Source organism: Microbacterium terricola, from assembly GCF_027943945.1.
Classification (GTDB): Bacteria; Actinomycetota; Actinomycetes; order Actinomycetales; family Microbacteriaceae; genus Microbacterium; species Microbacterium terricola.
The window spans coordinates 2,747,081-2,767,481 of the sequence record NZ_AP027141.1 but is presented as its reverse complement, the minus strand read 5'-3'; the positions used below and the strand labels follow the sequence as shown (position 1 = coordinate 2,767,481).

22 protein-coding genes are annotated in these 20,401 nt (G+C 69.4%); 17 read left to right on the top strand and 5 right to left on the bottom strand.

The features are described from left to right. Positions 1 to 4 precede the first annotated feature (4 nt). Complete coding sequence (locus Microterr_RS13205; RefSeq protein ID WP_263797457.1) at positions 5 to 1,573, top strand: GMC oxidoreductase; 1,569 nt, start codon at positions 5 to 7, stop codon at positions 1,571 to 1,573. Here the strand turns inward: Microterr_RS13205 and Microterr_RS13200 are convergent, their stop codons facing one another. Further along, positions 1,574 to 2,371, bottom strand: coding sequence for an SDR family NAD(P)-dependent oxidoreductase (locus tag Microterr_RS13200; RefSeq protein WP_263797458.1), 798 nt, complete (start codon positions 2,369 to 2,371; stop codon positions 1,574 to 1,576). It lies immediately after the preceding gene. Between the two features lie 106 nt (positions 2,372 to 2,477). Further along, a complete protein-coding gene (locus tag Microterr_RS13195) occupies positions 2,478 to 2,831 on the bottom strand; it encodes an ArsR/SmtB family transcription factor (protein ID WP_263797459.1) in 354 nt (117 codons plus the stop codon). A gap of 90 nt (positions 2,832 to 2,921) precedes the next feature. Between Microterr_RS13195 and Microterr_RS13190 the strand changes: the two genes are divergently transcribed. The 4 genes from Microterr_RS13190 to Microterr_RS13175 are packed head-to-tail and all read left to right on the top strand — an operon-like array spanning position 2,922 to position 6,135. Further along, positions 2,922 to 4,238: an NAD(P)-binding domain-containing protein gene (locus Microterr_RS13190; RefSeq protein WP_263797460.1), complete on the top strand. Its 1,317-nt coding sequence runs from the start codon at positions 2,922 to 2,924 to the stop codon at positions 4,236 to 4,238. After that, complete coding sequence (locus tag Microterr_RS13185) at positions 4,238 to 4,765, top strand: GNAT family N-acetyltransferase (RefSeq protein ID WP_263797461.1); 528 nt, start codon at positions 4,238 to 4,240, stop codon at positions 4,763 to 4,765. The genes Microterr_RS13190 and Microterr_RS13185 overlap by 1 nt, the downstream gene beginning before the upstream one ends. A gap of 10 nt (positions 4,766 to 4,775) precedes the next feature. Then, positions 4,776 to 5,669 carry a metalloregulator ArsR/SmtB family transcription factor gene (locus Microterr_RS13180; protein ID WP_263797462.1) on the top strand — a complete coding sequence of 298 codons (894 nt, stop codon included), beginning with the start codon at positions 4,776 to 4,778 and terminating at the stop codon, positions 5,667 to 5,669. A 49-nt stretch (positions 5,670 to 5,718) separates the two neighbouring features. After that, entirely contained in the window at positions 5,719 to 6,135 is a 417-nt protein-coding gene (locus tag Microterr_RS13175; RefSeq protein ID WP_263797463.1) for an arsenate reductase ArsC, read from the top strand. Between the two features lie 18 nt (positions 6,136 to 6,153). Here the strand turns inward: Microterr_RS13175 and Microterr_RS13170 are convergent, their stop codons facing one another. Beyond that, entirely contained in the window at positions 6,154 to 6,660 is a 507-nt protein-coding gene (locus tag Microterr_RS13170; RefSeq protein ID WP_263797464.1) for a hypothetical protein, read from the bottom strand. A 99-nt stretch (positions 6,661 to 6,759) separates the two neighbouring features. On the opposite strand from Microterr_RS13170, the gene Microterr_RS13165 reads away from it, so the two are divergent. The 3 genes from Microterr_RS13165 to Microterr_RS13155 all read left to right on the top strand — a co-directional run bounded on the left by Microterr_RS13165 (position 6,760) and on the right by Microterr_RS13155 (position 8,731). After that, positions 6,760 to 7,485, top strand: a complete 726-nt coding sequence (locus Microterr_RS13165) for a hypothetical protein (RefSeq protein ID WP_263797465.1) — start codon at positions 6,760 to 6,762, stop codon at positions 7,483 to 7,485. An 84-nt stretch (positions 7,486 to 7,569) separates the two neighbouring features. Next, entirely contained in the window at positions 7,570 to 8,295 is a 726-nt protein-coding gene (locus Microterr_RS13160; protein ID WP_263797467.1) for a Type 1 glutamine amidotransferase-like domain-containing protein, read from the top strand. A gap of 61 nt (positions 8,296 to 8,356) precedes the next feature. Continuing rightward, a complete protein-coding gene (locus tag Microterr_RS13155) occupies positions 8,357 to 8,731 on the top strand; it encodes an ester cyclase (protein WP_263797468.1) in 375 nt (124 codons plus the stop codon). A 79-nt stretch (positions 8,732 to 8,810) separates the two neighbouring features. Here Microterr_RS13155 and Microterr_RS13150 read toward each other — a convergent pair whose 3' ends face one another. Beyond that, positions 8,811 to 9,401, bottom strand: a complete 591-nt coding sequence (locus Microterr_RS13150) for a hypothetical protein (protein ID WP_263797469.1) — start codon at positions 9,399 to 9,401, stop codon at positions 8,811 to 8,813. A 137-nt stretch (positions 9,402 to 9,538) separates the two neighbouring features. On the opposite strand from Microterr_RS13150, the gene Microterr_RS13145 reads away from it, so the two are divergent. The 4 genes from Microterr_RS13145 to Microterr_RS13130 all read left to right on the top strand — a co-directional run bounded on the left by Microterr_RS13145 (position 9,539) and on the right by Microterr_RS13130 (position 12,667). Beyond that, the gene (locus Microterr_RS13145; RefSeq protein ID WP_263797470.1) at positions 9,539 to 10,117 is read left to right on the top strand and encodes a LysM peptidoglycan-binding domain-containing protein; all 579 of its coding nucleotides are present in this window, start codon (positions 9,539 to 9,541) and stop codon (positions 10,115 to 10,117) included. A 49-nt stretch (positions 10,118 to 10,166) separates the two neighbouring features. Beyond that, a complete protein-coding gene (locus Microterr_RS13140) occupies positions 10,167 to 10,979 on the top strand; it encodes a helix-turn-helix domain-containing protein (RefSeq protein WP_263797472.1) in 813 nt (270 codons plus the stop codon). A 62-nt stretch (positions 10,980 to 11,041) separates the two neighbouring features. Then, a complete protein-coding gene (locus tag Microterr_RS13135; RefSeq protein WP_263797473.1) occupies positions 11,042 to 11,836 on the top strand; it encodes an SDR family NAD(P)-dependent oxidoreductase in 795 nt (264 codons plus the stop codon). Positions 11,837 to 11,872: 36 nt separating this feature from the next. Continuing rightward, the gene (locus Microterr_RS13130; RefSeq protein WP_263797474.1) at positions 11,873 to 12,667 is read left to right on the top strand and encodes an alpha/beta hydrolase; all 795 of its coding nucleotides are present in this window, start codon (positions 11,873 to 11,875) and stop codon (positions 12,665 to 12,667) included. 9 nt (positions 12,668 to 12,676) lie between these two features. Here Microterr_RS13130 and Microterr_RS13125 read toward each other — a convergent pair whose 3' ends face one another. Beyond that, on the bottom strand, positions 12,677 to 13,618 hold the full coding sequence (locus Microterr_RS13125; protein ID WP_263797476.1) for a diacylglycerol/lipid kinase family protein: 942 nt from the start codon (positions 13,616 to 13,618) through the stop codon (positions 12,677 to 12,679). 213 nt (positions 13,619 to 13,831) lie between these two features. Between Microterr_RS13125 and ppk2 the strand changes: the two genes are divergently transcribed. From ppk2 to Microterr_RS13100, 5 genes are all read left to right on the top strand, one after another. Further along, positions 13,832 to 14,671 carry a polyphosphate kinase 2 gene (ppk2, locus tag Microterr_RS13120; protein ID WP_263797477.1) on the top strand — a complete coding sequence of 280 codons (840 nt, stop codon included), beginning with the start codon at positions 13,832 to 13,834 and terminating at the stop codon, positions 14,669 to 14,671. Between the two features lie 230 nt (positions 14,672 to 14,901). After that, positions 14,902 to 15,684 carry a DUF4397 domain-containing protein gene (locus Microterr_RS13115; protein WP_263797478.1) on the top strand — a complete coding sequence of 261 codons (783 nt, stop codon included), beginning with the start codon at positions 14,902 to 14,904 and terminating at the stop codon, positions 15,682 to 15,684. Next, a complete protein-coding gene (locus tag Microterr_RS13110; RefSeq protein ID WP_263797479.1) occupies positions 15,684 to 16,358 on the top strand; it encodes a class F sortase in 675 nt (224 codons plus the stop codon). The genes Microterr_RS13115 and Microterr_RS13110 overlap by 1 nt, the downstream gene beginning before the upstream one ends. Continuing rightward, complete coding sequence (locus tag Microterr_RS13105) at positions 16,355 to 17,800, top strand: Hsp70 family protein (protein ID WP_263797481.1); 1,446 nt, start codon at positions 16,355 to 16,357, stop codon at positions 17,798 to 17,800. The genes Microterr_RS13110 and Microterr_RS13105 overlap by 4 nt, the downstream gene beginning before the upstream one ends. 48 nt (positions 17,801 to 17,848) lie before the next feature. Beyond that, positions 17,849 to 20,401 (top strand): LuxR C-terminal-related transcriptional regulator, encoded by a 2,553-nt coding sequence (locus Microterr_RS13100; protein WP_263797482.1) that lies wholly within the window; start codon positions 17,849 to 17,851, stop codon positions 20,399 to 20,401.

The window sequence follows — 20,401 nt, the reverse complement described above, 5'->3', positions numbered from 1 at the left end:
ACCCATGTCATCCCACCCCACCATCGCCATCGTCGGCAGCGGTCCGATCGGCTCGGCCTACGCCCGAGTCCTCATCGAAGCCGTGCCGGACGCGCATGTGGTGATGTTCGAAGCCGGGCCCCAGCTCACCGCGATCCCTGGTGAGAGCGTGCGCAACATCCCCGACCCCGATGAGAAGGAGCGCGCACGCGAGATGTCGCAGGGACCGCAGGCCGGTGCTCTGCGAGAGTCGCTCGGAATCCCGGCGGGCGTGGTCGTGGAGGGTATGTTCACCGCCCGCCAAGGAACGCATCTGATCGATTTCGGGGGCCAAGGGTCGGGTCACGCGGAGACCTTCGCCGCTGCGGCCGCATCCACCAACGTCGGGGGTATGGGCGCGCATTGGACGTGCGCGACGCCGTCGCCGGCGTTCAGCGAGAAGATCCCGTTCATTTCCGACGACGAATGGGACGACCTCCTCGACGCGGCCAAGGATCTGCTGCACGTGCAGGATGCTGCTTTCGCCGATTCCGCGGTCGGCGAAGGCATCCGCTCGCTGCTCGAGGAGGAGTTCGGCGCCGAACTGCCGGAGGGGTACGGGCCGAGCACGCTCCCGGTGGCCGGCGATCCGCAGCCCGACGGCACGATGCGCTGGGCCGGCGCCGATGTCGTGCTCGGCCCGCTCGTCGATCCCACGTCGCCCCTCAGCCAGCGGTTCGAGTTGCATGACCTGTCGCTCGTCCGTCGCGTCGAAGTCGAGAACGGTCGGGCGGTCGGCGTGAGCGTCGAGGACCTGCGCTCGCGCGAGACACGCTTCGTGCCCGCCGACCTGGTCGTCGTGGCTGCCGACGCGTTCCGATCTCCGCAGCTGCTCTGGGCCTCCGGCATCCGCCCATCCGCACTCGGCCGATACCTCACCGAGCATCCGGTCGTCATCTCCACCGTCGCCGTCGATGCCGAGAAGATCGGACGATTCGCCACCGAAGACGACCTGGACGCGGAGATCGAGCGCCGCTCGGTGAACCCTGCCGATCCGGTCGCCGCCGTGAACCGGATCCCGTTCTCCGAACCCGATCACCCCTTCTCGCTGCAGGTCATGTACGCCGAGAGCCCGCCGTTCCCGCTGGATCCCGCTCATCCGGCGGCCGGCAACCGCTGGGGCTACGTCAACATGGGTTACGGCATGCGCAAGCGTCCGCGCGTCGACGACGGTGTGACGTTCGACGACGACGAGCTGGACTACCGCGGCTTTCCCAACATGACGATCGAGTACGCGCTCACCGAGGCCGAGAACGCAGAGATCGCGGCGGCCACCGAGCGCCTGCGTCGTGCCGGCAACGCCCTGGGCGAGTTCATCGCCGAGCCTCGCCTGCTTCCCAACGGTTCGAGTCTGCATTACATGGGGACGACACGGATCGGAGTGGCCGACGACGGCACCTCGGTCGCGGACCCGTGGTCACGGGTGTGGGGCGTCGACGGGCTGCTCGTGGGCGGTAACGGCACCATCCCCACCGCGAACGCGATGAATCCGACATTGATGAGTGTGGCCATCGCCGTGCGCGGGGCGCGCAAGGCGGCGGAGCCGCTTCGTTGACTACCCACGGATACGAGGGTGGCGGATCCGATCCGACATGACCTTCGTGCCGCCAGAAGACGTGGTGCCGCCGTCCACCGGGATCTCGGCCCCCGAGATGTAGGCAGCCGCGTCCGAGAGCAGGAAGACGACGACGCGCGCCACCTCGTCCGCGGTGCCGGTGCGCTCGAGCGGGGTCAGCGCCAGTTGCGTCTCGCGCATGGCAGTCGGCGCGTGCGCCGTCATCGGCGTTCCGATGAAGCCGGGGTGCACGATGTTGACCCTGATGCCGCGCGGCCCGTATTCCGTAGCGGCGACATGTGTGAGGCCTCGCAAGCCCCATTTGCTCGACGTGTACGCAACGGGGTAGTGGGCATTCAGTGCCGCGGACGATCCGATGTTCACAATCGAGGATCCGGCGGACATCAGGGGTGCGAGCGCCTGCATGCCCAGCATCGGCCCGGTCAGGTTGACGGCGATCACCCGATCCCAGTCCGCGCGGGCGGTTTCGCCGAGTCGGGTGCGGTGGGTGATCCCCGCGTTGTTCACCAGCCCCCGGAGCGGGTGCCCGAGGAGTGCCGACGCGAGATCCTCGGCGAGGCCGTTCCAGGCGCCCTCGTCGGTCACATCGAGTCGCCGGTAATCGACGCCGGTTCCACGGAGCGCGGGCGCGGCATCCGCGATGTCCGTCGCGATCACGTGAGCACCGGCTTCCGCGAGCAGCAGGGCAGCGGCGAGTCCTTGGCCTCCGGCCGCGCCGGTGACCACGACCGTCGTCCCGTCGAAGCCGGGCGAGGAAGAAGGCGCAGCGCTGCTCACGATGCGAAGCTAGCCCCAGCATCCGCGTCTCGGGAACGGGGGTTCGCTGATGGCGCGCATCAGAACTCCCGAGGAGCGGGCGCCGGCTGCCCCGTAGGGCGTGGTCCTACTCGCTGATCAGCAGCGCGGATACCTGCTGAAGTGTCCCGGGAACGAGGCGGTAGTAGGCCCAGGTGCCGCGCTTGGACCTCGTGAGGAAGCCGGCCTCGGTGAGCACCTTGAGGTGGTGCGAGACGGTGGGCTGGGAGAGGCCGATCGGGTCGATGAGGTCGCACACGCAGGCCTCGCTGTTCTCGCTGGAGGCGACGATGGACAGCAGCCGGAGTCGGGCCGGATCTGCGAGCGCCTTGAGTGTCACGGCGAGCTGTTCGGCGTCGGCCTGAGCGAGGGGCTGCTTCACCAATGGCGCGCAACACGCGACCCTGGGGGAGGCGTCAGTGAGCTCGAGCATCGTGGCCATACATCGACAGTAGTCGATATTGACAGGTTTCGATATAGCTGCGCATACTGGGCATCGACGTCCATCGATATCCAACCTGGAGGACTCCCCATGACACTCCTTGACCTGACGCCCCGAGTCGCGACCAGCGATCGGCTGGCGACGCTTCCGGTCCTGATCATCGGCGCCGGCCCGATCGGTCTGGCCGGGGCTGCGAACCTTGCGGAGCGCGGGATCGACTTCCAGATCCTCGAGGCCGGTGACAGGGTCGGCGCGGCGATCCGGCTCTGGGGTCACACGCGCCTCTTCTCTCCCTGGCGCCATCTGATCGACCCGGCGTCCCGTCGCCTCCTCGACTCCACCGGCTGGGTCGGGCCCGTCGACGAGGGGAAGGCTCCGACCGGGCACGAACTCGTCGATGAATATCTGACCGCGCTTGCTGCGGTCCCGGTGATCGGGTCGCGGATCAGGTTCGGCGCCCGAGTGCTCGCCGTCACGCGGGAGGGGATGGATCGCACCCGCACCCTCGGGCGGGAGAACGCCCCATTCCTCCTCCGCGTTCAGGCGGCCGACGGGCAGACCGAGGAGGTGACCGGGCGCGCGGTCATCGATGCATCCGGCACCTACGGCACCCCGAACCCGTTGGGCTCGACCGGTCTGGAACCCCTCGGCATCGATCAGGTCGCGGATCGCATCATCCACGCCCTCCCCGACGTCCTCGGGGCCGACCGTGCCCTGTTCGCGGGAAAGCACACGACGGTGGTCGGTGCCGGGCATTCCGCCGCGAACACCCTCATCGCGCTCGCCGAGCTCACGAAGACCGCGCTCGGGACACGGGTGACCTGGTTGATTCGGAACCGGGCAGCAGCCCGTGTCTCCGCGTCGCCCGAGGACGAGCTCGCCGATCGGGCGCGGCTGGGTTCACGGGTCGATCGGCTGGTGGGCAGCGATGCGATCGAGCGCGTCGACTCGTTCGAGATCGCGCGCGTGCAGCGCCGCGCCGACGGGATCCGGCTGATCGGACGACGTCACGGCGAGGAGGCGACCCACGACACGGACCTGGTGGTGAATGCGACCGGGTTCCGGCCGGACCTGGGCATGCTGAGGGAGATTCGGCTCGAGTTGGACGAGATCGTCGAGGCGCCGAAGCTGTTGGCGCCGCTCATTGACCCGAACCTGCACTCATGCGGGACGGTCTCTCCGCACGGGTTCGCCGAGCTGCGGCATCCGGATCCGGGGTTCTTCGTGGTGGGCATGAAGTCCTACGGCCGCGCACCGACCTTCCTGCTCGCCACCGGCTACGAGCAGGTTCGCTCGGTCACCGCCTGGGTCGACGGGGATATGCGCGCCGCGACCACCGTGCAGCTGACACTGCCCGCGACCGGGGTCTGCTCGACTGGCCCGACCGGAGCGGGATCCTGCTGCTGATGACCGAGATCAGGCACCTGGTGCCCGCGGACTGGCCCGAGGTGGAGAGCATCCTCGCTGCGGGGATCGCCGGCGGGGAGGCAACGTTCGAGACCGACACGCCGAGCTGGGAGCAGTTCGACTCGGGGAAGATCCACGACCCACGCCTGGTCGCCGTCGACGACGCAGGCGTCGTGGTCGGGTGGGCGGCAGCGTCACCGGTGTCGACGCGCGCGGCATACCGCGGCGTGATCGAGCACTCCGTCTACATCCACCCCGACCACCACGCGCAGGGCATCGGCGGACGCCTGCTCGCCGCGTTCATCGCCGCCGCGGACGAGGCCGGATACTGGACGATCCAGTCCAGCATCTTTCCGGAGAACACCCCCAGCCTGCGCCTCCACGAACATGCCGGCTTCCGAGTTGTCGGCCGACGGGAACGGATCGCCCGCTCCCGTCTCGGCCCCCACGCAGGTCAGTGGCGGGACACCGTGCTGGTCGAGCGCCGTTCCACTCGCAACGACCCCGCTCACATCTCCTCCGAATAGACTGCGGTCTATGGATTCGGTGGTCGAGGCGCCCGCGCTGACGGTGCTGGCCGATCCGACCCGCGCCCGCATCCTCCAACTGATCCGCGACGCCGACGACGGGCGCGGCCTGGTGGGTCGGCTCGCTGAACAGCTCGGGCTGCGCCAGCCCACTGTCAGCCACCACATGGCCGCGCTTCATGCCGAGGGCTTGGTCGTGCGCGAGCCGGAGGGGCGTCGGGTCTGGTACTCGATCAACCCCGAGCAAGCCGACCGTGTCGCCGCCCTGCTCGGTGCGCCGTCGGCTCCGACGGAGGAGCCGGATTGGGAGCGAGTCGTTGACGACCTGACCGCCCGCTATCGGGGCACATTCAACCGGCAGACGGTCGCCCGCTATCTGAGTGACTCCCGCGATCGCCTCGCCACTCGCGGCGACGCGATTCCGCTGCGGGCATCGCGGACCGCGACGTTCACCGTGACCCGACTCGACGACCTGGCACGCGCGGAACAGCACACCGGCACCCCGTCGGTGCTGTTCGTCTGCGTGCAGAATGCCGGGCGGTCGCAGCTCGCCGCCGGCATCCTCCGCCACCTCGCCGGCGACGCGGTGACGGTCCGCACCGCCGGGTCGGCACCCGCCGGTGAGGTGCGGGCCGTGATCGTGACGGCCCTCGATGAGATCGGTGTCACCGTGGGCGGGGAGTTCCCCAAACCGCTCACCGACGAGGCCGTCAAGGCCGCGGACGTCGTGGTCACGATGGGGTGCGGCGACGCCTGCCCGATCTATCCCGGCCGTCGATATCTGGACTGGGACCTCGAGGAGCCGGTCGGCAAGTCCCTGAGCACCGTCCGGCAGATTCGCGACGACATCGACCGACGCGTTCGCGCGCTCCTCGTGGAGCTGACCGAACCTGACGCCACCTGATTCATAGATATGGGTCTATGCTTTCGACGAGAGGAAGCGAGATCCCGTCATGAGTGAGAAGCCCACCGTCCTGTTCGTCTGCGTACACAACGCCGGCCGTTCCCAGATGGCTGCCGGGTACCTGCAGTCGATGGCAGACGGGCGGATCGATGTGCTCTCCGCCGGCTCCGAGCCCAAGGACCAGATCAACCCGGTCGCGGTGACCGCGATGGCTGAGGAAGGAATCGACATCGCCTCGAACACCCCGAGACTGCTCACCGTCGACGCCGTGCGCGAGTCGGACGTCGTGATCACGATGGGATGCGGCGACGCCTGCCCGATCTTCCCCGGCAAGCGCTACGAGGATTGGCAGCTGGATGACCCGGCTGGACAGGACGTCGACACCGTTCGCCGCATCCGCAACGAGATCCGCACGCGGGTGGAAGCACTGATCAGCGAGCTGCTGCCGGCCCGGCCGTCCGTATGAACCGTGTCGGCGCATGTCCTACGACTGCCGCGCATGATCGATGTGCCTGGGCTTGATCCCTGGCGCATCCCCATCGCGCTTTCGTGACCGGTACGCCACATACCGGCCGATGATGGTGCACACCCCGGAGATGCCGGCGACAACGGCAGTGCTCTGCCAGGTGACCTGAAGGATGCCGGAGCTCGCGATCAGTGCGCCGGCGCCCGCCCCGAGGAGTCCGAACGCGGAGAGGTGCACGGCAGGGAAGGGCACCTGTCGCAGGGCGCGGCCCAGCAGCCACGCGAACGGCGCCCCGAGCCAGACCAGGATCAGGGTGATGAACCCGGCGAAGCAGACGATCGACGCCCCATACATGTCCCCGCCCATGGTGAATGCGCTGAAGACTGCGTACCCGACGACGAACACCATGAATGCAGCCAGGATCGTCCAGGTGTGACGTGCGACATCTCGGAACGTGAACGGCATGACCGGCCCGCTCGACTCCAGGGCATCGATCGCGGCTGACTCCGAGGCTCCGTTGTTCATGGTGTGATCCTACGCCGTTATTGAACATGTTCAGTAATCGGCGCCGAGCCGGCATTGCTGCCCTGGCGCGCAGCGGTGACGAGGGGGAAAATCTAGGCCATGTCTGATCACACATCCGCTGGTGCGTCGTCCGATGCGCCCTCCTCGGCGGCGGATGCCTCTGACTCTGACGCCGTCCTCGCACGTCGCGCCCAGATGCTCGCCACAGAGCACTGGGGCCTCCTCGCCGCGAGGAGCGCCGCGCAGGGCGAGGTGCTGACCCGGATCACGATCTTCCTCACCCTCGTGTCGGCCGGCCTCCTCACGATCGGGCTGCTGGGCCAGGCGACGAAGTTCGCTGGATGGTTCGCCGGCGCGGCTCTCGCGATCCTCGGCTTCCTCGCGCTGATCGGCCTCATGACCCAGGCGCGCGTCCTCAACGTCGCCGAGGAGGACCTCATGTACGTCGTTGCGATGAATCGCCTGCGTGGGGCGTACGTCGACCTCGACCCCGCGATCGAGCCCTACTTCCTCGCGGGGATCACCGATGATCTGCCGGGCTCCGTGCGCACCTACTCGTTCCTTCGGCGACGCAACTTCAGTCATCTCTTCGGCAGCTCGTTCATGCTGATCATCGTCGTCAACGCCTGTGTGCTCGGGCTGCTGGCCGGCGGCTCCATCGTCGCTGCGGGAATCCCGGTCGGCTGGGCGATCGCCGTCGGCATCGTGGTGGGCGCCGTGGTGATCGTCGGCTTCTCCATCTACGGCAACTGGACCTACCGCGAGGCATGGCGCAACCACCGGCCGCTCCGGACGGCCGAGGATCGGACGGAACCGTCGCCGTAGAGAGCCTGCCGCCGCCGCTCGAGGGCGCCTGCCCGCGTAGGCTCCTCGGATGACCTTCGATCTCAACGACGCCGGCACCCACGCATGAGCCTGCACCTCATCGGCGGCGGCGCGACCACCGTCGCGGATGCCCCGCTGCATGCGCCGTTCGTCGCCGAAGCGGTGCAGCGCGCCGGCCACGCCGGCCGCGCGCGGCCGCGCATCGCCGTGATCTCGCTGCACCCCGAGGCCGCAGAGAAGGCCGTGGCGCTCGGCGAGCTTCTGACAGAGGCCGCATCGGGAGCCGCGATCGAGGTGCACCTGACCGCGGGGCGGCCAGGGGAGCCGATCGGGCTCGACGCGATCGCTGACGTCGATGGCATCGCGGTGGGCGGTGGCGTCGTCGAGGACGTGCGAGCCGGCCTCGAGCCGGTATTCGGCGAGGTGCGCCGGCTGGTCGCCGACGGTGTGCCCTACCTCGGCGTCTCGGCCGGCGCGATGATCGCGGCGGAGGGGTCGCTCGGCGGCGGTTCTCGCATCGGCGACGTGGTCGTCTCACCCGAGGAGCCCGGCGAGCCAGGCGACGAACTGGAGATCGAGGCCGGCATCGGCCTCGTCGACGTGGCTATCGAGGTCCATGTTGTCCAGCGGGGGATGCTGTCCCGAATGGTCGCCGCGGTCGAGTCCGGGCTGATCGCGGGCGGGCTCGGCATCGACGAGCGCACAGCCCTGATCGTGGGCGAGGGCGGGCTGCGGGTCGAAGGCGCGGGCAGCGTCTGGCGGGTGCTGCCGACCGAGGGTGGCGTGCTGGTCTCCACGATCGGCGTGTGACGGCGCCCCGCAGTCCTGAACGAGCACGAGCGCGGGGGAGTAGCAGGTGGAGCCGTGGGAGATGCGCGAGTGGTACGCCGAGTACCTCGACGCCTGCAATCGTCACGACCTGGACGACATCCGATCATTCCTCGACCCGGCCGTGCGCCGTGCCCACCTGCCCGGTGGAGTCGATGCCTGGATCAACGACCTCGCCGACCTGTTCCACGGCTTCCCCGACTGGCGGTGGCGCCGCATCCAGCTCATCGTCGAAGACGATCGTGTGGCGGCGCACGTGCGCGCGAGCGGAACACACCTCGGCCCGTTCCGCGGCATCGCGCCGACTCGACGACACGCGAACGTCGCCGAGTTCGCAATGTACCGAGTCACGAACCGGCGGATCGTGGAGTTCTCCGGTACCGATCCGATCGAACTCCTCGCGCTGCTGCAACCGTAGCCCCCGGAAGGGAGGCGAAGTGCCCACGTCGAGGCTCCATGCCCCGTCTGCGCCATTCGCCATCACCGGACAACTCTCGTCAGTCGGCCTCGGGGCTGACCTGCGCTGATTCGACGGGCCGCTCCCCAGCGAGTTCGGCGAGAGCTCGCTGGTAGCCGTCGTCGAGGGTCACAGTGACGAGGCGGCGAATTCGCCATCGGCGGGTTCCTTCGATCCACGCAGCGTGCGGGTCGACTTCCTGCAGCACGATTCGCTGTGACGTTGTATCGACGACCACGCCGATATTTCTCATGCCCGGACGATGCTCGCACTCAATGCCGATCAGCGCGCCGGCCGGGACGGCGGTGCGCAGCATCCGTCGGGTGCTGTTGAGATCGATGGGTTCGGGGGTCGCGGGAGGTGCTGGCGGCCACTCGGGCAGTGTCCGTGAGAATCGCGACTCGAAGGAGCGGTTGTGTCGCACCTTTCGGACGTTCTTGATCCGAACGAGCTCGTGTCCGTCGAAGTAGCCACCGTCGAGCGTGAGGGCGATGAGCGCCCACTTGGCTCCGACCGCCACGACGAATCCGTCGATACGGTCGTCCGGGTCGGAGCGAGACCAGAGGGCCACGATCTCCTGAGAAACCGCGGCCGCCGTCAAGCGCGAGACGACCCGCAGTTGGGTTGCCATGAAATGCCTCCGTCACCAGTTCTCTTGGATTGTCCCAGGCCCGGCGCTTCTGCCGGGAGAGGGCCGACGGCCGTTGGGCGATGATCCTCCGAACCCGCGCGTAGCGTCGCGGGGCTGCCGATGCCAGGATGTCCTCCATGAGCCGCGCCGTCACGATCGCCGCAGCCACCGGCGCCGTGGTCATCATCTGTCTGGCCGCGCTCTCCGCTCCTGCGATCGTCGCGACCTGGGCGGCCGTCAGCCCATTCGTCGACACTGCAGCATCCGCTCTCGCCTCCCCGTCGCCGTCGTCTCCGCCGGGCGCGGCGGACGAGGAGAGCGACCCAGCCTCGTCCGACCCGGACGTGCTGAACCCTGAGCAGGAGGGCGCGATCGTCCTCACCCTTCAGCAGAAGGAAGGTCCCGGCGACTGCGAAGCCAGTGCGATGATCACGACCCCCTGGCACACGCAGGGGAATGAGCCGGTCGAGCTGCGGGGCGAACTGACGGACATGGGCGCGACCGAGTTCGCGGGCGGTCCCGTCGGGTACAACGCTGACGGGCTGATCGAGTCCTACACCGTTCAGCCCGGCGACACCCTCATCGGGATCGGCGAGCGCTTCTGCATCGACTTCGTCACCGTCGGCGTCTACAACCACCGCTTCGGCTCCTCGGAGATCCAGCCAGGCGATGTCCTCGTGCTCCGCCCGGACCCCACAGCACCGTGGACCCCGTGACGATCGCCGAAACAGTTCGTCCGGTTGCTCGCCATGGATACAATTCGGCATGCCTGCGCCTCGCCCATTGGGCGACTATCTGAGAGCCCGTCGCGAGCTCCTCCATCCTGCCGATGTGGGCCTGCAGCCCGGCGTCGGATTGCGCAGGGTCCCCGGGCTCCGACGATCCGAGGTCGCCGCGCTCGCCGCCATCAGCACCGAGTACTACGTCAAGCTCGAGCAGGGTCAGGAGACGCGCCCGACCGATCAGGTGCTGGACGCGCTCTCTCGAGCCCTGAAGCTCGACGCGACCGCGAGTTCCTATCTGCGCTCGCTCGCCCGTCTGGTCGGCAGGCCTGCCGACGCCGGCACGCCGCCCGCGGTGGAGCGCACGCGATGGCTCATCGACTCGTGGCCGATGACGGCGGCGATGATCCTCACCCGCCACTCCGACATCGTGGCCGTCAATCCCCTCATGGGCACCCTGATCGACGGGTACCGAGTCGGTCGCAACGCCTTGGTCGTGCTGCTGCTCGACGGAGGGATGCGGGAGCTCTACCTGGACTGGGAGGGGCTCAGCATGCGCTCGATCGCGCTCTTCCGTTCCCGGACCGGGCTCGACCTGGACGACCCTCGGGTGCAGGAGCTGGTGGAGGAGATGACACAGGGGAGCGCTCGTTTCCGAGAGCTGTGGCATCGCCACGACATCGGAGGGATGACGGCGGGCACGCATCCGATGCGGCACCCCGCCGCGGGGCATCTCTCGCTGCAGTACGCGCACCTCCCGCTCGTCGGCACAGACGATTATTCGCTGTTCCTGTACTACGCCGAGCCGGGCACAGCGACGGAGAGCGCGCTCGCCGACCTGGCGTCAGGGAGGTAGCCGGAGTACTAGCCGCGATGGAGGCACGTCCGACATCGCGCCCGGGTCCTACTCTCGGCGACATGGATCTGGGATTATCCGGCAAGGTCGCTGTCGTCACGGGAGCGAGCAAGGGAATCGGGCTCGCGATCACTCAGGGGCTGGTGGCCGAGGGTGCACGCGTCGTCGCCGGTGCGCGGTCCTCGACGCCGGAGCTCGATGAACTCGTGTCGAGCGGCGCCGTCCTGTTCGAGAGCGTCGACCTCTCCGAGGCGGACGCACCGGCCCGCCTCGTCGCGCGGACTGCGGAATTCGGCGGGCTGGACATCCTCGTCAACAACGTCGGAGCCGTCGCCTTCCGCTTCGAGGGCTTCCTCTCGATCACCGACGACGACTGGCTCGACACTCTCAACCTGAGCTTCCTGGCCGCGGTGCGCACGACCCGGGCCGCACTCCCACTGCTCCTCGAGCGTGGCGGCGGCAACGTGGTGACGATCGGCTCGGTCAACGCGTTCCTGCCTGACCCGCCGGTGGTCGACTACTCCGCAGCCAAGGCCGCGGTCTGGAACCTGTCGAAGTCGCTGTCCAAGGAGTTCGGCGCTCAGAACATCCGCTTCAACACGATCAGCCCTGGCCCGGTCGCGACGCAGCTCTGGCTCGGCGAGCACGGGGTGGCTGCGACGGCCGCGAAGAACCTCGGGGTCGACATCGACACGGCACGCGACCAGGTGGTCGCCAGCCAGGGGGGCTTCTCGACCGGCAGGTTCACGCAGCCCTCCGAGGTCGCCGACTTGGCGCTGATCCTGGCCAGCAACCGTGCCGGCAACGTCACCGGGGCGGACTTCCTCATCGACGGCGGCCTCGTCAAGACTCTCTGACCCGCACTCCCTCACCGTCACAAGCAAGGAGCACTCATGCCCACGCACGTCGTCTTCATCCACGGACTCTGGATCCACTCGGCTGCCTGGAAGCCCTGGCAGGACCTCTTCGAGGAGAAGGGCTACGCGACGTCCGCCCCCGGCTGGCCCGGTGACCGCGAGACCGTCGAGGAGACGCGTGCGAACCCAGACGGACTCGACAACCAGGGCATCGCAGAGATCTGCCACCACTACGCCGACATCATCGCCGGGCTCGACGAGAAGCCGATCGTCGTGGGCCATTCGTTCGGCGGCCTGATCGCCCAGGAGCTCCTCGCGAACGACCTCGTGGCCGCCGCCGTCGCGATCGACCCTGCGCCGATCAAGGGCGTGAAGGTGCTGCCGTTCGCTCAGCTGCGCTCGGGTTTCCCGGTGCTCGGCAACCCGGCCAACAAGTCCCGCACGGTCGCGCTCACCGAGAAGCAGTTCAAGTACGCGTTCGGCAATGTGCTCACCGACGAGGAGTCGGATGCCCTGCACGCGGCCTGGACGATTCCGGGACCCGGCCGTCCGCTCTTCGAGGACGCCACCGCGAACTTCGTGCGCAACTCGCCGGCCGCCGTGAACACGCACACCGCCGTCCGCGGTCCGCTGCTCCTGACCTCAGGAACCGAGGACCACACGGTCCCCGAATCCGTCACCCTCGCCGTCGTGAAGCTCTACGCCGACAACACGGCCTCCGTGACGGACTACCACCGGTACGAAGGCAAGGGGCACTCCCTCACCCTCGACGACGGCTGGAAGGATGTCGCGGACGACGTGCTGGCGTGGCTGGCGGCGCAGGAGCTCTAGCGGGCCGAGTCAGCGGACCCGGATGGCCGAGGGCTGAAGCGAGACGCTGAACGACCGCGTGGTGCCGATCTCCTCGCCGTCGATCTCGAACGCCCTGGCCTCGGGGAGGGAGACGTCGAGCTTCGTGGTCCGGCCGTGGTTGACGGAGTCGGTGCTGGTCAGATCGTCCTTGTCAGAGATCAGCCGCTTGAGTCCGTTGTCCCACAGCATGGTCTTGGCCGTCTCGGCCCATTGGCCGATGCCCTCGGCGCTGAGGACCAGGTAGTCGAGCTCGCCGTCGGAGGGATCGGCGTCCGGGAGCAGCGTCAGCCCGCCTTGCAGTGTGCCGCAGTTCGCGACGAGGAGCGTGTGCCCCTCCTGCTCGCGCGGCGGTTCATCGTCCGCGGTGATGTGGAACGGGACGATCTCACTCGCAGCGAGCGCGCGCCCGAGGGACTCGATGTAGGCGAGCCACCCCGCCTTGTCCTTGAGTTCGTCGTCGGTCTCCGCGATCATGTGCGCGTCGATGCCGAAGCCGATCATCACCACGAACCCGTGCCGTTCCCTGCCGTGATCGAGATCGACCTCGACCCACCCGACGTCGATCGCGCGCGAGTCGCCCTCCAGCGCCCGGCTGAGAGCTGAAGAGATGTTGCCGAGCGGGATGTCGAGATTCCGGGCGAACAGGTTTCCGGTGCCGAGCGGCACGATCGCCAGTTCCGCGGTGGATGCGCTGTCGGCAAGGTGCGCGGCGACCGCTCGCACGGTGCCGTCGCCGCCGGCGACGATCAGGAGATCCGAGCCGGCGGCCAGCGCCGCCTCTGCCGCACCCTCGCCTGGGTCGTCCGCGGAGGTCTCCCACCAGGTGACCTCAGGCGACAGCCCCTCGCCGACCGCCTTCTCGAGCCCGGACTGCAGGCTCTCCCGATCAGTCTTGGTCGGGTTCCAGATGATCGCGATCTTGGTCGTCATGGACGGTCTCTCCATCTCGGTGTGGGTCGACCTCAAGCATGCAGGCCCTCGCGCGATTGCCCCCTACCCCTTGACAGGGGAGTCATCGGCCATTGTCAACCCCGACGAGCATGTGTGCATAGGTCCATAGAGTCATCAGCGGGGCGACCCGAGCCCGCCCAGAATCGACAGTGTGAAGATGACCGACCACGCCGCGCAGACAGCGACCGCCTGATGTCCAAGAAGAAGAACAAGAAGACGTCGTCGGTCGACCGCGTGCCGAAGCGCATCTACAAGGACGAGCTCGAGCGACTGCAGACGGAGCTCGTCGAGATGCAGCAGTGGATCATCGCCAACAAGGCCCGCGTGCTGGTGCTCTTCGAAGGGCGCGACGCCGCAGGCAAGGGCGGAGCGATCAAGCGGGTGATGCAGTATCTGAATCCGCGGCACGCGCGGGTGGTCGCCCTGCCCAAGCCGTCGAAGAAGGAGCGGGGTCAGTGGTACTTCCAGCGCTACATCGAACGCCTGCCCACCGCGGGGGAGATCGTGCTGATGGACCGCTCCTGGTACAACCGCGCCGGCGTGGAGATCGTGATGGGGTACTGCGCTGAAGACGAGTACCAGCAGTTCCTCGCTCAGGCGCCGATCGTCGAGGGTCTGCTGCGCGACGACGGCATCATCCTCATCAAGTACTGGTTCTCCGTGTCGGACGAAGAACAGCACGCGCGATTCGCTTCGCGGCTGGACGACCCGATGCGCCGGTGGAAGCTGTCTCCCATGGACCTGGAGTCGATCCTCCGCTGGGAGGACTACTCCCGCGCGAAGGATGCCATGTTCGCAGCGACCGACCTCGAGGAGTCGCCGTGGTGGACGATCGAGAGCGACGACAAGCGCGCGGCTCGCCTCAATGCGCTCACCCACCTGCTGGACAGTGTCCCGTACAAGCGGCTGAAGCCCGAGAAGGTCTCCATTCCGGACCGCCCCGACGCGGACGACTACGAGCGTCCACCGCGCGAGAACTTCCGATACGTCCCGGATGCCGCAGCCGACCTCGTGCGTGAGGAGACCGGGTAGTCCGTCACCGGATCAATCGTCGAAAAGCCCCGCTGAGCGGGGCTTTTCCGTTTTTGCGCGCAGGTGTGACCGTGGGCCGCATGAGAAAGCGATGAGAGCTTGGCGCCGTCGGCATCCGGTCCGGCCCGCCCTCCGAATCACGTGTAAGGAGCAACGTCGCTCTAGGTCAGAGCCTCGCTCCGCCGGAAGAACCCATCCCGAAAGGTAAGACCATGACCAACCGTTCGAGCATGCGACGCACCATCGGCGCTGTCAGCGCCGCCGCCCTCGTGGCCCTCAGCCTTGCGTTCGCTCCCGGCGCGGCGACCGCCGCCACGGCGGAGACCGGCTGGCTGCGGCTCGGTCATCTCTCCCCGGACACGAAGTCGGTCGACGTCGAGGTCACCTCGCCGAGCGGGAAGACCGTGCTCGAGCTGGAGGGTGTGAGTTACGGCGACGTCTCGGCGTACTCCGAGCTCACGCCAGGCTCGTACACCGTCAGCATGGTGCCGGCCGGGTCGCCCGCGAGCACGTCTGCCGTGATCTCGGCGGACATCAAGGTGCCCGCTGACAGTGCGATGACGGTCGTCGCCTACGGCCCGTCCACCGACCTCGAGGTCAAGGCGGTCGACGACGACTTGGCCGCGCCGTCCTCCGGCAGTGCACGCATCCGCCTCTTCCAGGCATCCACGCTCGCCGATTCGGTGGATGTCGAGACGTCGACCGGCGTTCCGATCGCCGAGGATGCCACCCAGGGCTCGGTGACCGACTACGCCGAGGTGCCGGCCGGGTCGTGGACGCTCGAACTGACCGGCGGAGACAAGAGCGCCTCGGCCGATGTCGATGTCGCCGCAGGCAGCGTTTCGACGCTGTTCGTCCTCGACACCGCAGACGGTGGTCTCACGATCCTCCCGATCGTCGATTCCGCGGCCGTGGGAGATGCGCCCGACGGCGGCGTGCAGACCGGCGGCGGCGGAACCGCGTCGAGCACCTCCGTCGTCACACGCACCTACGGTTGGACGAAGGCTGTCTGATGATCCTCCCCGACGTGCGCTGGGTCATCGGCGCCGCGGCGGCCGTGGTCCTCGCCGGCGCGCTGGTCGTGGCCGTCGCAATGAGGCCCGCACCCGATGGCCCGGCGCCCGAGGCCGCAGCGCCCGAGGCCGTGCACGCGGTCACGCCGACCGCCCAGGCGAATGCGTTCGCTGCCGGGGGGCTGCAGGATCCTTCCGGCTCACAGGTCTCCGTGGACGTCGGCGACCCGGTCGCGGTGCGGATCCCGAGTCTGGGCGTCTCCTCCTCGCTGGAGCGCCTGAGCGTGGGGCGGTCCGGCGCGCTCGGAGCGCCGGACGACTACGACAGTGCCGGCTGGTACGCCGACGGGCCGGCCCCCGGTGAGATCGGACCGGCGATCATCGCCGGGCACGTCGACTCGCAGACCGGACCCGCCGTGTTCGCTCGCCTGGACGAATTAGAGGTCGGTGACGATGTCGTCGTCGACACCGACGCCGGCCAGTCACTGGTCTTCACGATCACGGGACGGATGCAGTCGGCCAAGGCGAACTTCCCGACCGCCGACGTGTACCGCAATGTCCCGCGCCCTGAGCTGCGTCTCATCACCTGCGCCGGCATGTTCGACCGATCCGTCGGCCACTACACCGACAACCTCATCGTGTTCGCCGCACTGAAGGGGAGTGAGTCGCAGTGACCTCGTCATCGTTGTTCCTCGCGGTCGATGTCGGCGCCAGCCGGACGGCCGCCGCGATCGCCCGCGTCGGTGCGGACGGTGTCATCACTGCGACGCCTTTCCTGCTCGGCCGGCACACCGACAGCGTGCCCAGCGCGATCTTCGTCGGAGACGGCGAACTGCTCTTCGGCGACGCGGCCGAGCGGCGCGGCATCGCCCAGCCCGAGCGACTCATCCGCGAATTCAAGCGGCGCATCGGCGATGCGACGCCCATCCGCGCCGGCGACCGCCGGTTCACCCCCGAACAGCTGTTCGCGCTCTTCGTCTCATGGGTCGCCGATGGCGTCGCCGAACGCGAGGGCGAGCGCCCGACCGCGCTCAGCGTGTCGATCCCCGCCACGTGGGGCGATCACCGCTCGGACCTGGTGCAGAGCGCGCTCGAGCGCGCGGGATGGCGTGACGTGCAGCTCATCAGCGAGCCGGAGGCCGCGGCGCGGCACTACGCCGTCGAGCGCTCGCTCGAGGACGGATCCGTCCTCGCGGTCTACGACTTGGGCGGCGGCACATTCGACGCCGCGGTCGTCCGCATCGAGGACGATCACAGCATCCAGATCGTCGGAGACCCCGTCGGCCTCGACGCGTTCGGCGGGGCGGACTTCGACGATGCCGTGCTTCGTCACGCGGTGCAGGCGGCCGGCCTGTCGATCGCAGAGCTCGCCGCCGACGACGACGCCCGCGTCGGACTCGCCGCGCTCCGCCGCGAAGCTGTCGACGCCAAGGAAGCCCTCTCGTTCGACTCGGAGGCCGTGATCCCCGTCTTCCTCGGCGACGGAGACGCCGTGATCCGGCTCACCCGCGCGGAACTCGAGGGGATGATCGAGGACGGCATCGGACGGACGGTCGACATCGTCGCGAGCCTTCTGGAGTCCGCGAGCCTGGCGCCCGAGGACCTCACGGCGATCCTGCTGACCGGCGGCTCCTCGCGCATCCCTCGGGTCGCGCAGCAGCTGTCCGAGCGATTCGACCGGCCGGTCGCCGTCGATGCCGACCCGAAGGCGGTCATCTCACTCGGGGCCGCACGGGCGATCGCCGGCGCTGAGCGCCCGCGCGTTCCGGGGGAGGGGCGCGGGCTGGTGCTGCTCGACGCGCCCAGCGACGACGCTCCGCACGCCGACGGGAACGCGGCACCGGTCTTCGCGCGGCCCGCGGCGCGACGCCCGTGGCTCGGCAGGGCGGCTACCATCGCCGCTGTCGCCATCGGGGCGCTCGTCCTGATCGTCGGAATCGCCGTCGCTCTGCTCGCGCCCCCGGAAGCCTCGCGCGGGGCGCGCATCGAGCCGGGCAGCTCATCCGTGAGCACCCCGACCCCCGGCTCGTCGACCACCCCGTCGCCCTCGGCGACGACGGTCCATCCGCTCTTGACGCCCGCGCCGCCGGGTGTCGTGACCGATCTCTTTCCGTAGCCCGGCTGCCGACCCGCTCCGCTGCCGTGCCCCGATGAAAGGAACCCGATGAAGCCGACGACGCCGATCTCCGCCCCGCTCCGCCTGGCGGAGGGCCCCCTTCTCTGGACCGGCCACGCCCGTGCCCACGTCGACGCGGTGATCTCCGCCCGCGCGTCACGCCGCCTCCTGCTCACCGGCCCGTCCGGCTCGGGAAAATCGGGCGTCCTGCGGCACCTGCGCGGCGAACTGGCCGCCGCAGGATCGACGATCAGCACGACCCGCTCCCGGACCGAGATCGCAGCAGTGCCCGCCGGGCATGTGCTCGTCATCGATGACGCCCACCTGCTCGACGTCGGTCAGCTCTCCGCGCTCATGGAGCGCAGTGCGGACCCGGATGCCGCGCTCGTGCTCGCTGCCCGCCCGTGGCCGCAGAGCGACGGCTTCCGTGCGCTCGCCGAAAGGCTCGAGCGCTCCCAGCCGGCTGTCGTGCTCGGCAGCATCGGCCGCGCCGACGTCCACGCCTACCTCGAGCAGACCGGCGACATCATGTCGGATGCCTGCCTCGACGCCGTCCTCGAGGCGACCGGCGGCACCGCCTGGCTCGTGTCCGAGTCGCTGGCGGTCCACGACACCACCGACTGCGCCGGCGATGCCGATCACGACGCCCTGCACGACGTCCTCCGCGATGTCATCGCCCATCGCCTGCGCACCGTCGCGCCTCCCGTGCGGCACCTCGTCGAGCACCTGTGCCTGGGTGGCGACGACGGCATGCGCGCGGACCGCGACGATCTGATCCTGTCCGCGTACGCCGAGGGCCTGCTGCTGCCGGGAGGCCGCCCGGCCCCGGTCGTCCGGTCGGCCGTTCGAGCGACCTCATCGATCGAGCGCGTCATCCGCCTGTACGAGGACACGGTCGGCGCCGGAAGGGGGCCGGATGCTGCGGGCACCGGCCTGGACAGCCTCGTCGACGGGGTCCACGACGCCCACCTCGCCGAGCTGCTGCTGCAGCACGGCGACGCCGTAGGCGCGACCGACCCGCGCCGTGCGCGCGAGCTCTACCGGCGCGCTCGCGAGGCGGGCGCCGATCCCGCGACCGCCGCGATCCGCGAGGCGCGGGCCGAATGGCAGCTCGGCGGCGTCGAGGCCGCCAGCCGCCTCCTCGACGGCGCCCGCATCCCTGCCGAACATCCGGACCATGACGCCGCGGCCGACACCGCCGCGGCGGTCTGGGCGGCGCGCGGGCTGACCACCATGAGCGACGCGGTGTACCGCGCATTCGCGCCGTCGACCCCGACGTCGCGGGCCCGTGCGACCGTGGCGGCGTTCGCCGTGGCCGACGCGGGGCTCCTCGACACGACGTCGGCGCACGCGCGGGGTCCGACGATGCCGTCGACGCTCGCCGTCGCGATGGATCTGCTCGAGAGCGGTCTGCGCGCCACGCTGACGACGTCGGCGGACGCCTCGCTCGGCGAGCTCATCCGGGCGGCCGAGATGTACTCGGCCGCCCGCACGTCCGCTCCGATCCCGGAGCTGCCAGCGGTCGTCGCCGCCCTCGCGGCGCTCCACGTCGGCGAACCGGACGTCGCACTCGCCGTGCTGGATCGCGCTCTCGACGACCGCCACGGCGGTGCGTGGGCGCAGGACCGGCTCGTCCTCTGGCGTGCGTGGGTCGCCCTGCAGCTCGAACGCGCGCACGAGGTCGAGGAGGCGCTGGAGGCGATCGCGCCGACGGCGCATGCGCTCAGCCCGCGCGAGCGGCTGCTGTTCGACGCGCTGTCGGTGTCGATCGCCCGCCGCTACCACGACGCGGTCGCGCTCACGGTGGCATGGCGGGCCGCGCGGGAGAGTCTCATGCGCGCATCGTTCGACCTGTTCAGCATCCTGCCGCTCGGAGAGTTCGTTGTGACGGCGGCCAGGGTCGGCGAGCCGGAGCGCGTCGAGGCGCACTTCGCACAGGCTCTCGCGCGGCTCGAGCAGCTGGGCTCGCCTCCGCTCTGGGCAGCGCACGCCCATTGGGCCGGGATCCAGCAAGCCATCCTCCGCGGGCGACCGCAGGACATGACGTCGCACGCGCACGCGCTCATCGACGCCGCACCCCACAGCAGACTGGCCTCGATCATGGCGCAGGCGGGCCGGGTCTGGACGAACGTGCTGTCGGGCACCGTCGACGTCGAGGCAGTGGAAGCCGCGGCGACCGCGCTCGGCACCGTGGGACTCGCGTGGGACGGTGCGCGGCTCGCCGGGCACGGAGCGGGTCACACCGACGATCGCCGGCTCACGGCGCGGCTTCTCGCCGCGGCCCGTCGCCTGCATCCGCACGAGGATCTCCGTCCCCCTGCCGTCGAGAGCGACGCGGTCTCCGCGCAACGCCCGCGCACCCCCTCCGACCTCAGCCCGCGCGAGCTCGAGGTCGCTGCCCTCGTCGTGCAGGGCAAGACCTACGCCGAGATCGGTGCCACCATCTTCATCTCCCCGCGCACGGCGGAGCACCACATCGCCCGCATCCGCCGTCGCCTGGGCGCGACGAACCGGTCGGATCTCATCGCGAAGCTGCGCGTCGCCCTCGACGATGCCGACGGCGACGATGCGGGCCACGGCGGGGCGAGGGCCAGCGCATGA

Excerpts from the sequence above, each read along its gene's own strand:
- Microterr_RS13150 (WP_263797469.1), bottom strand. The coding sequence starts at position 9,401 with ATGGCAACCCAACTGCGGGTCGTCTCGCGCTTGACGGCGGCCGCGGTT.
- Microterr_RS13100 (WP_263797482.1), top strand. The coding sequence starts at position 17,849 with ATGAAGCCGACGACGCCGATCTCCGCCCCGCTCCGCCTGGCGGAGGGC.
- ppk2 (WP_263797477.1), top strand. The coding sequence starts at position 13,832 with ATGTCCAAGAAGAAGAACAAGAAGACGTCGTCGGTCGACCGCGTGCCG.
- Microterr_RS13170 (WP_263797464.1), bottom strand. The coding sequence starts at position 6,660 with ATGAACAACGGAGCCTCGGAGTCAGCCGCGATCGATGCCCTGGAGTCG.
- Microterr_RS13125 (WP_263797476.1), bottom strand. The coding sequence starts at position 13,618 with ATGACGACCAAGATCGCGATCATCTGGAACCCGACCAAGACTGATCGG.
- Microterr_RS13165 (WP_263797465.1), top strand. The coding sequence starts at position 6,760 with ATGTCTGATCACACATCCGCTGGTGCGTCGTCCGATGCGCCCTCCTCG.
- Microterr_RS13160 (WP_263797467.1), top strand. The coding sequence starts at position 7,570 with ATGAGCCTGCACCTCATCGGCGGCGGCGCGACCACCGTCGCGGATGCC.
- Microterr_RS13135 (WP_263797473.1), top strand. The coding sequence starts at position 11,042 with ATGGATCTGGGATTATCCGGCAAGGTCGCTGTCGTCACGGGAGCGAGC.
- Microterr_RS13175 (WP_263797463.1), top strand. The coding sequence starts at position 5,719 with ATGAGTGAGAAGCCCACCGTCCTGTTCGTCTGCGTACACAACGCCGGC.
- Microterr_RS13110 (WP_263797479.1), top strand. The coding sequence starts at position 15,684 with ATGATCCTCCCCGACGTGCGCTGGGTCATCGGCGCCGCGGCGGCCGTG.
- Microterr_RS13140 (WP_263797472.1), top strand. The coding sequence starts at position 10,167 with ATGCCTGCGCCTCGCCCATTGGGCGACTATCTGAGAGCCCGTCGCGAG.
- Microterr_RS13185 (WP_263797461.1), top strand. The coding sequence starts at position 4,238 with ATGACCGAGATCAGGCACCTGGTGCCCGCGGACTGGCCCGAGGTGGAG.
- Microterr_RS13115 (WP_263797478.1), top strand. The coding sequence starts at position 14,902 with ATGCGACGCACCATCGGCGCTGTCAGCGCCGCCGCCCTCGTGGCCCTC.
- Microterr_RS13180 (WP_263797462.1), top strand. The coding sequence starts at position 4,776 with ATGGATTCGGTGGTCGAGGCGCCCGCGCTGACGGTGCTGGCCGATCCG.
- Microterr_RS13130 (WP_263797474.1), top strand. The coding sequence starts at position 11,873 with ATGCCCACGCACGTCGTCTTCATCCACGGACTCTGGATCCACTCGGCT.
- Microterr_RS13155 (WP_263797468.1), top strand. The coding sequence starts at position 8,357 with ATGCGCGAGTGGTACGCCGAGTACCTCGACGCCTGCAATCGTCACGAC.
- Microterr_RS13205 (WP_263797457.1), top strand. The coding sequence starts at position 5 with ATGTCATCCCACCCCACCATCGCCATCGTCGGCAGCGGTCCGATCGGC.
- Microterr_RS13195 (WP_263797459.1), bottom strand. The coding sequence starts at position 2,831 with ATGGCCACGATGCTCGAGCTCACTGACGCCTCCCCCAGGGTCGCGTGT.
- Microterr_RS13145 (WP_263797470.1), top strand. The coding sequence starts at position 9,539 with ATGAGCCGCGCCGTCACGATCGCCGCAGCCACCGGCGCCGTGGTCATC.
- Microterr_RS13190 (WP_263797460.1), top strand. The coding sequence starts at position 2,922 with ATGACACTCCTTGACCTGACGCCCCGAGTCGCGACCAGCGATCGGCTG.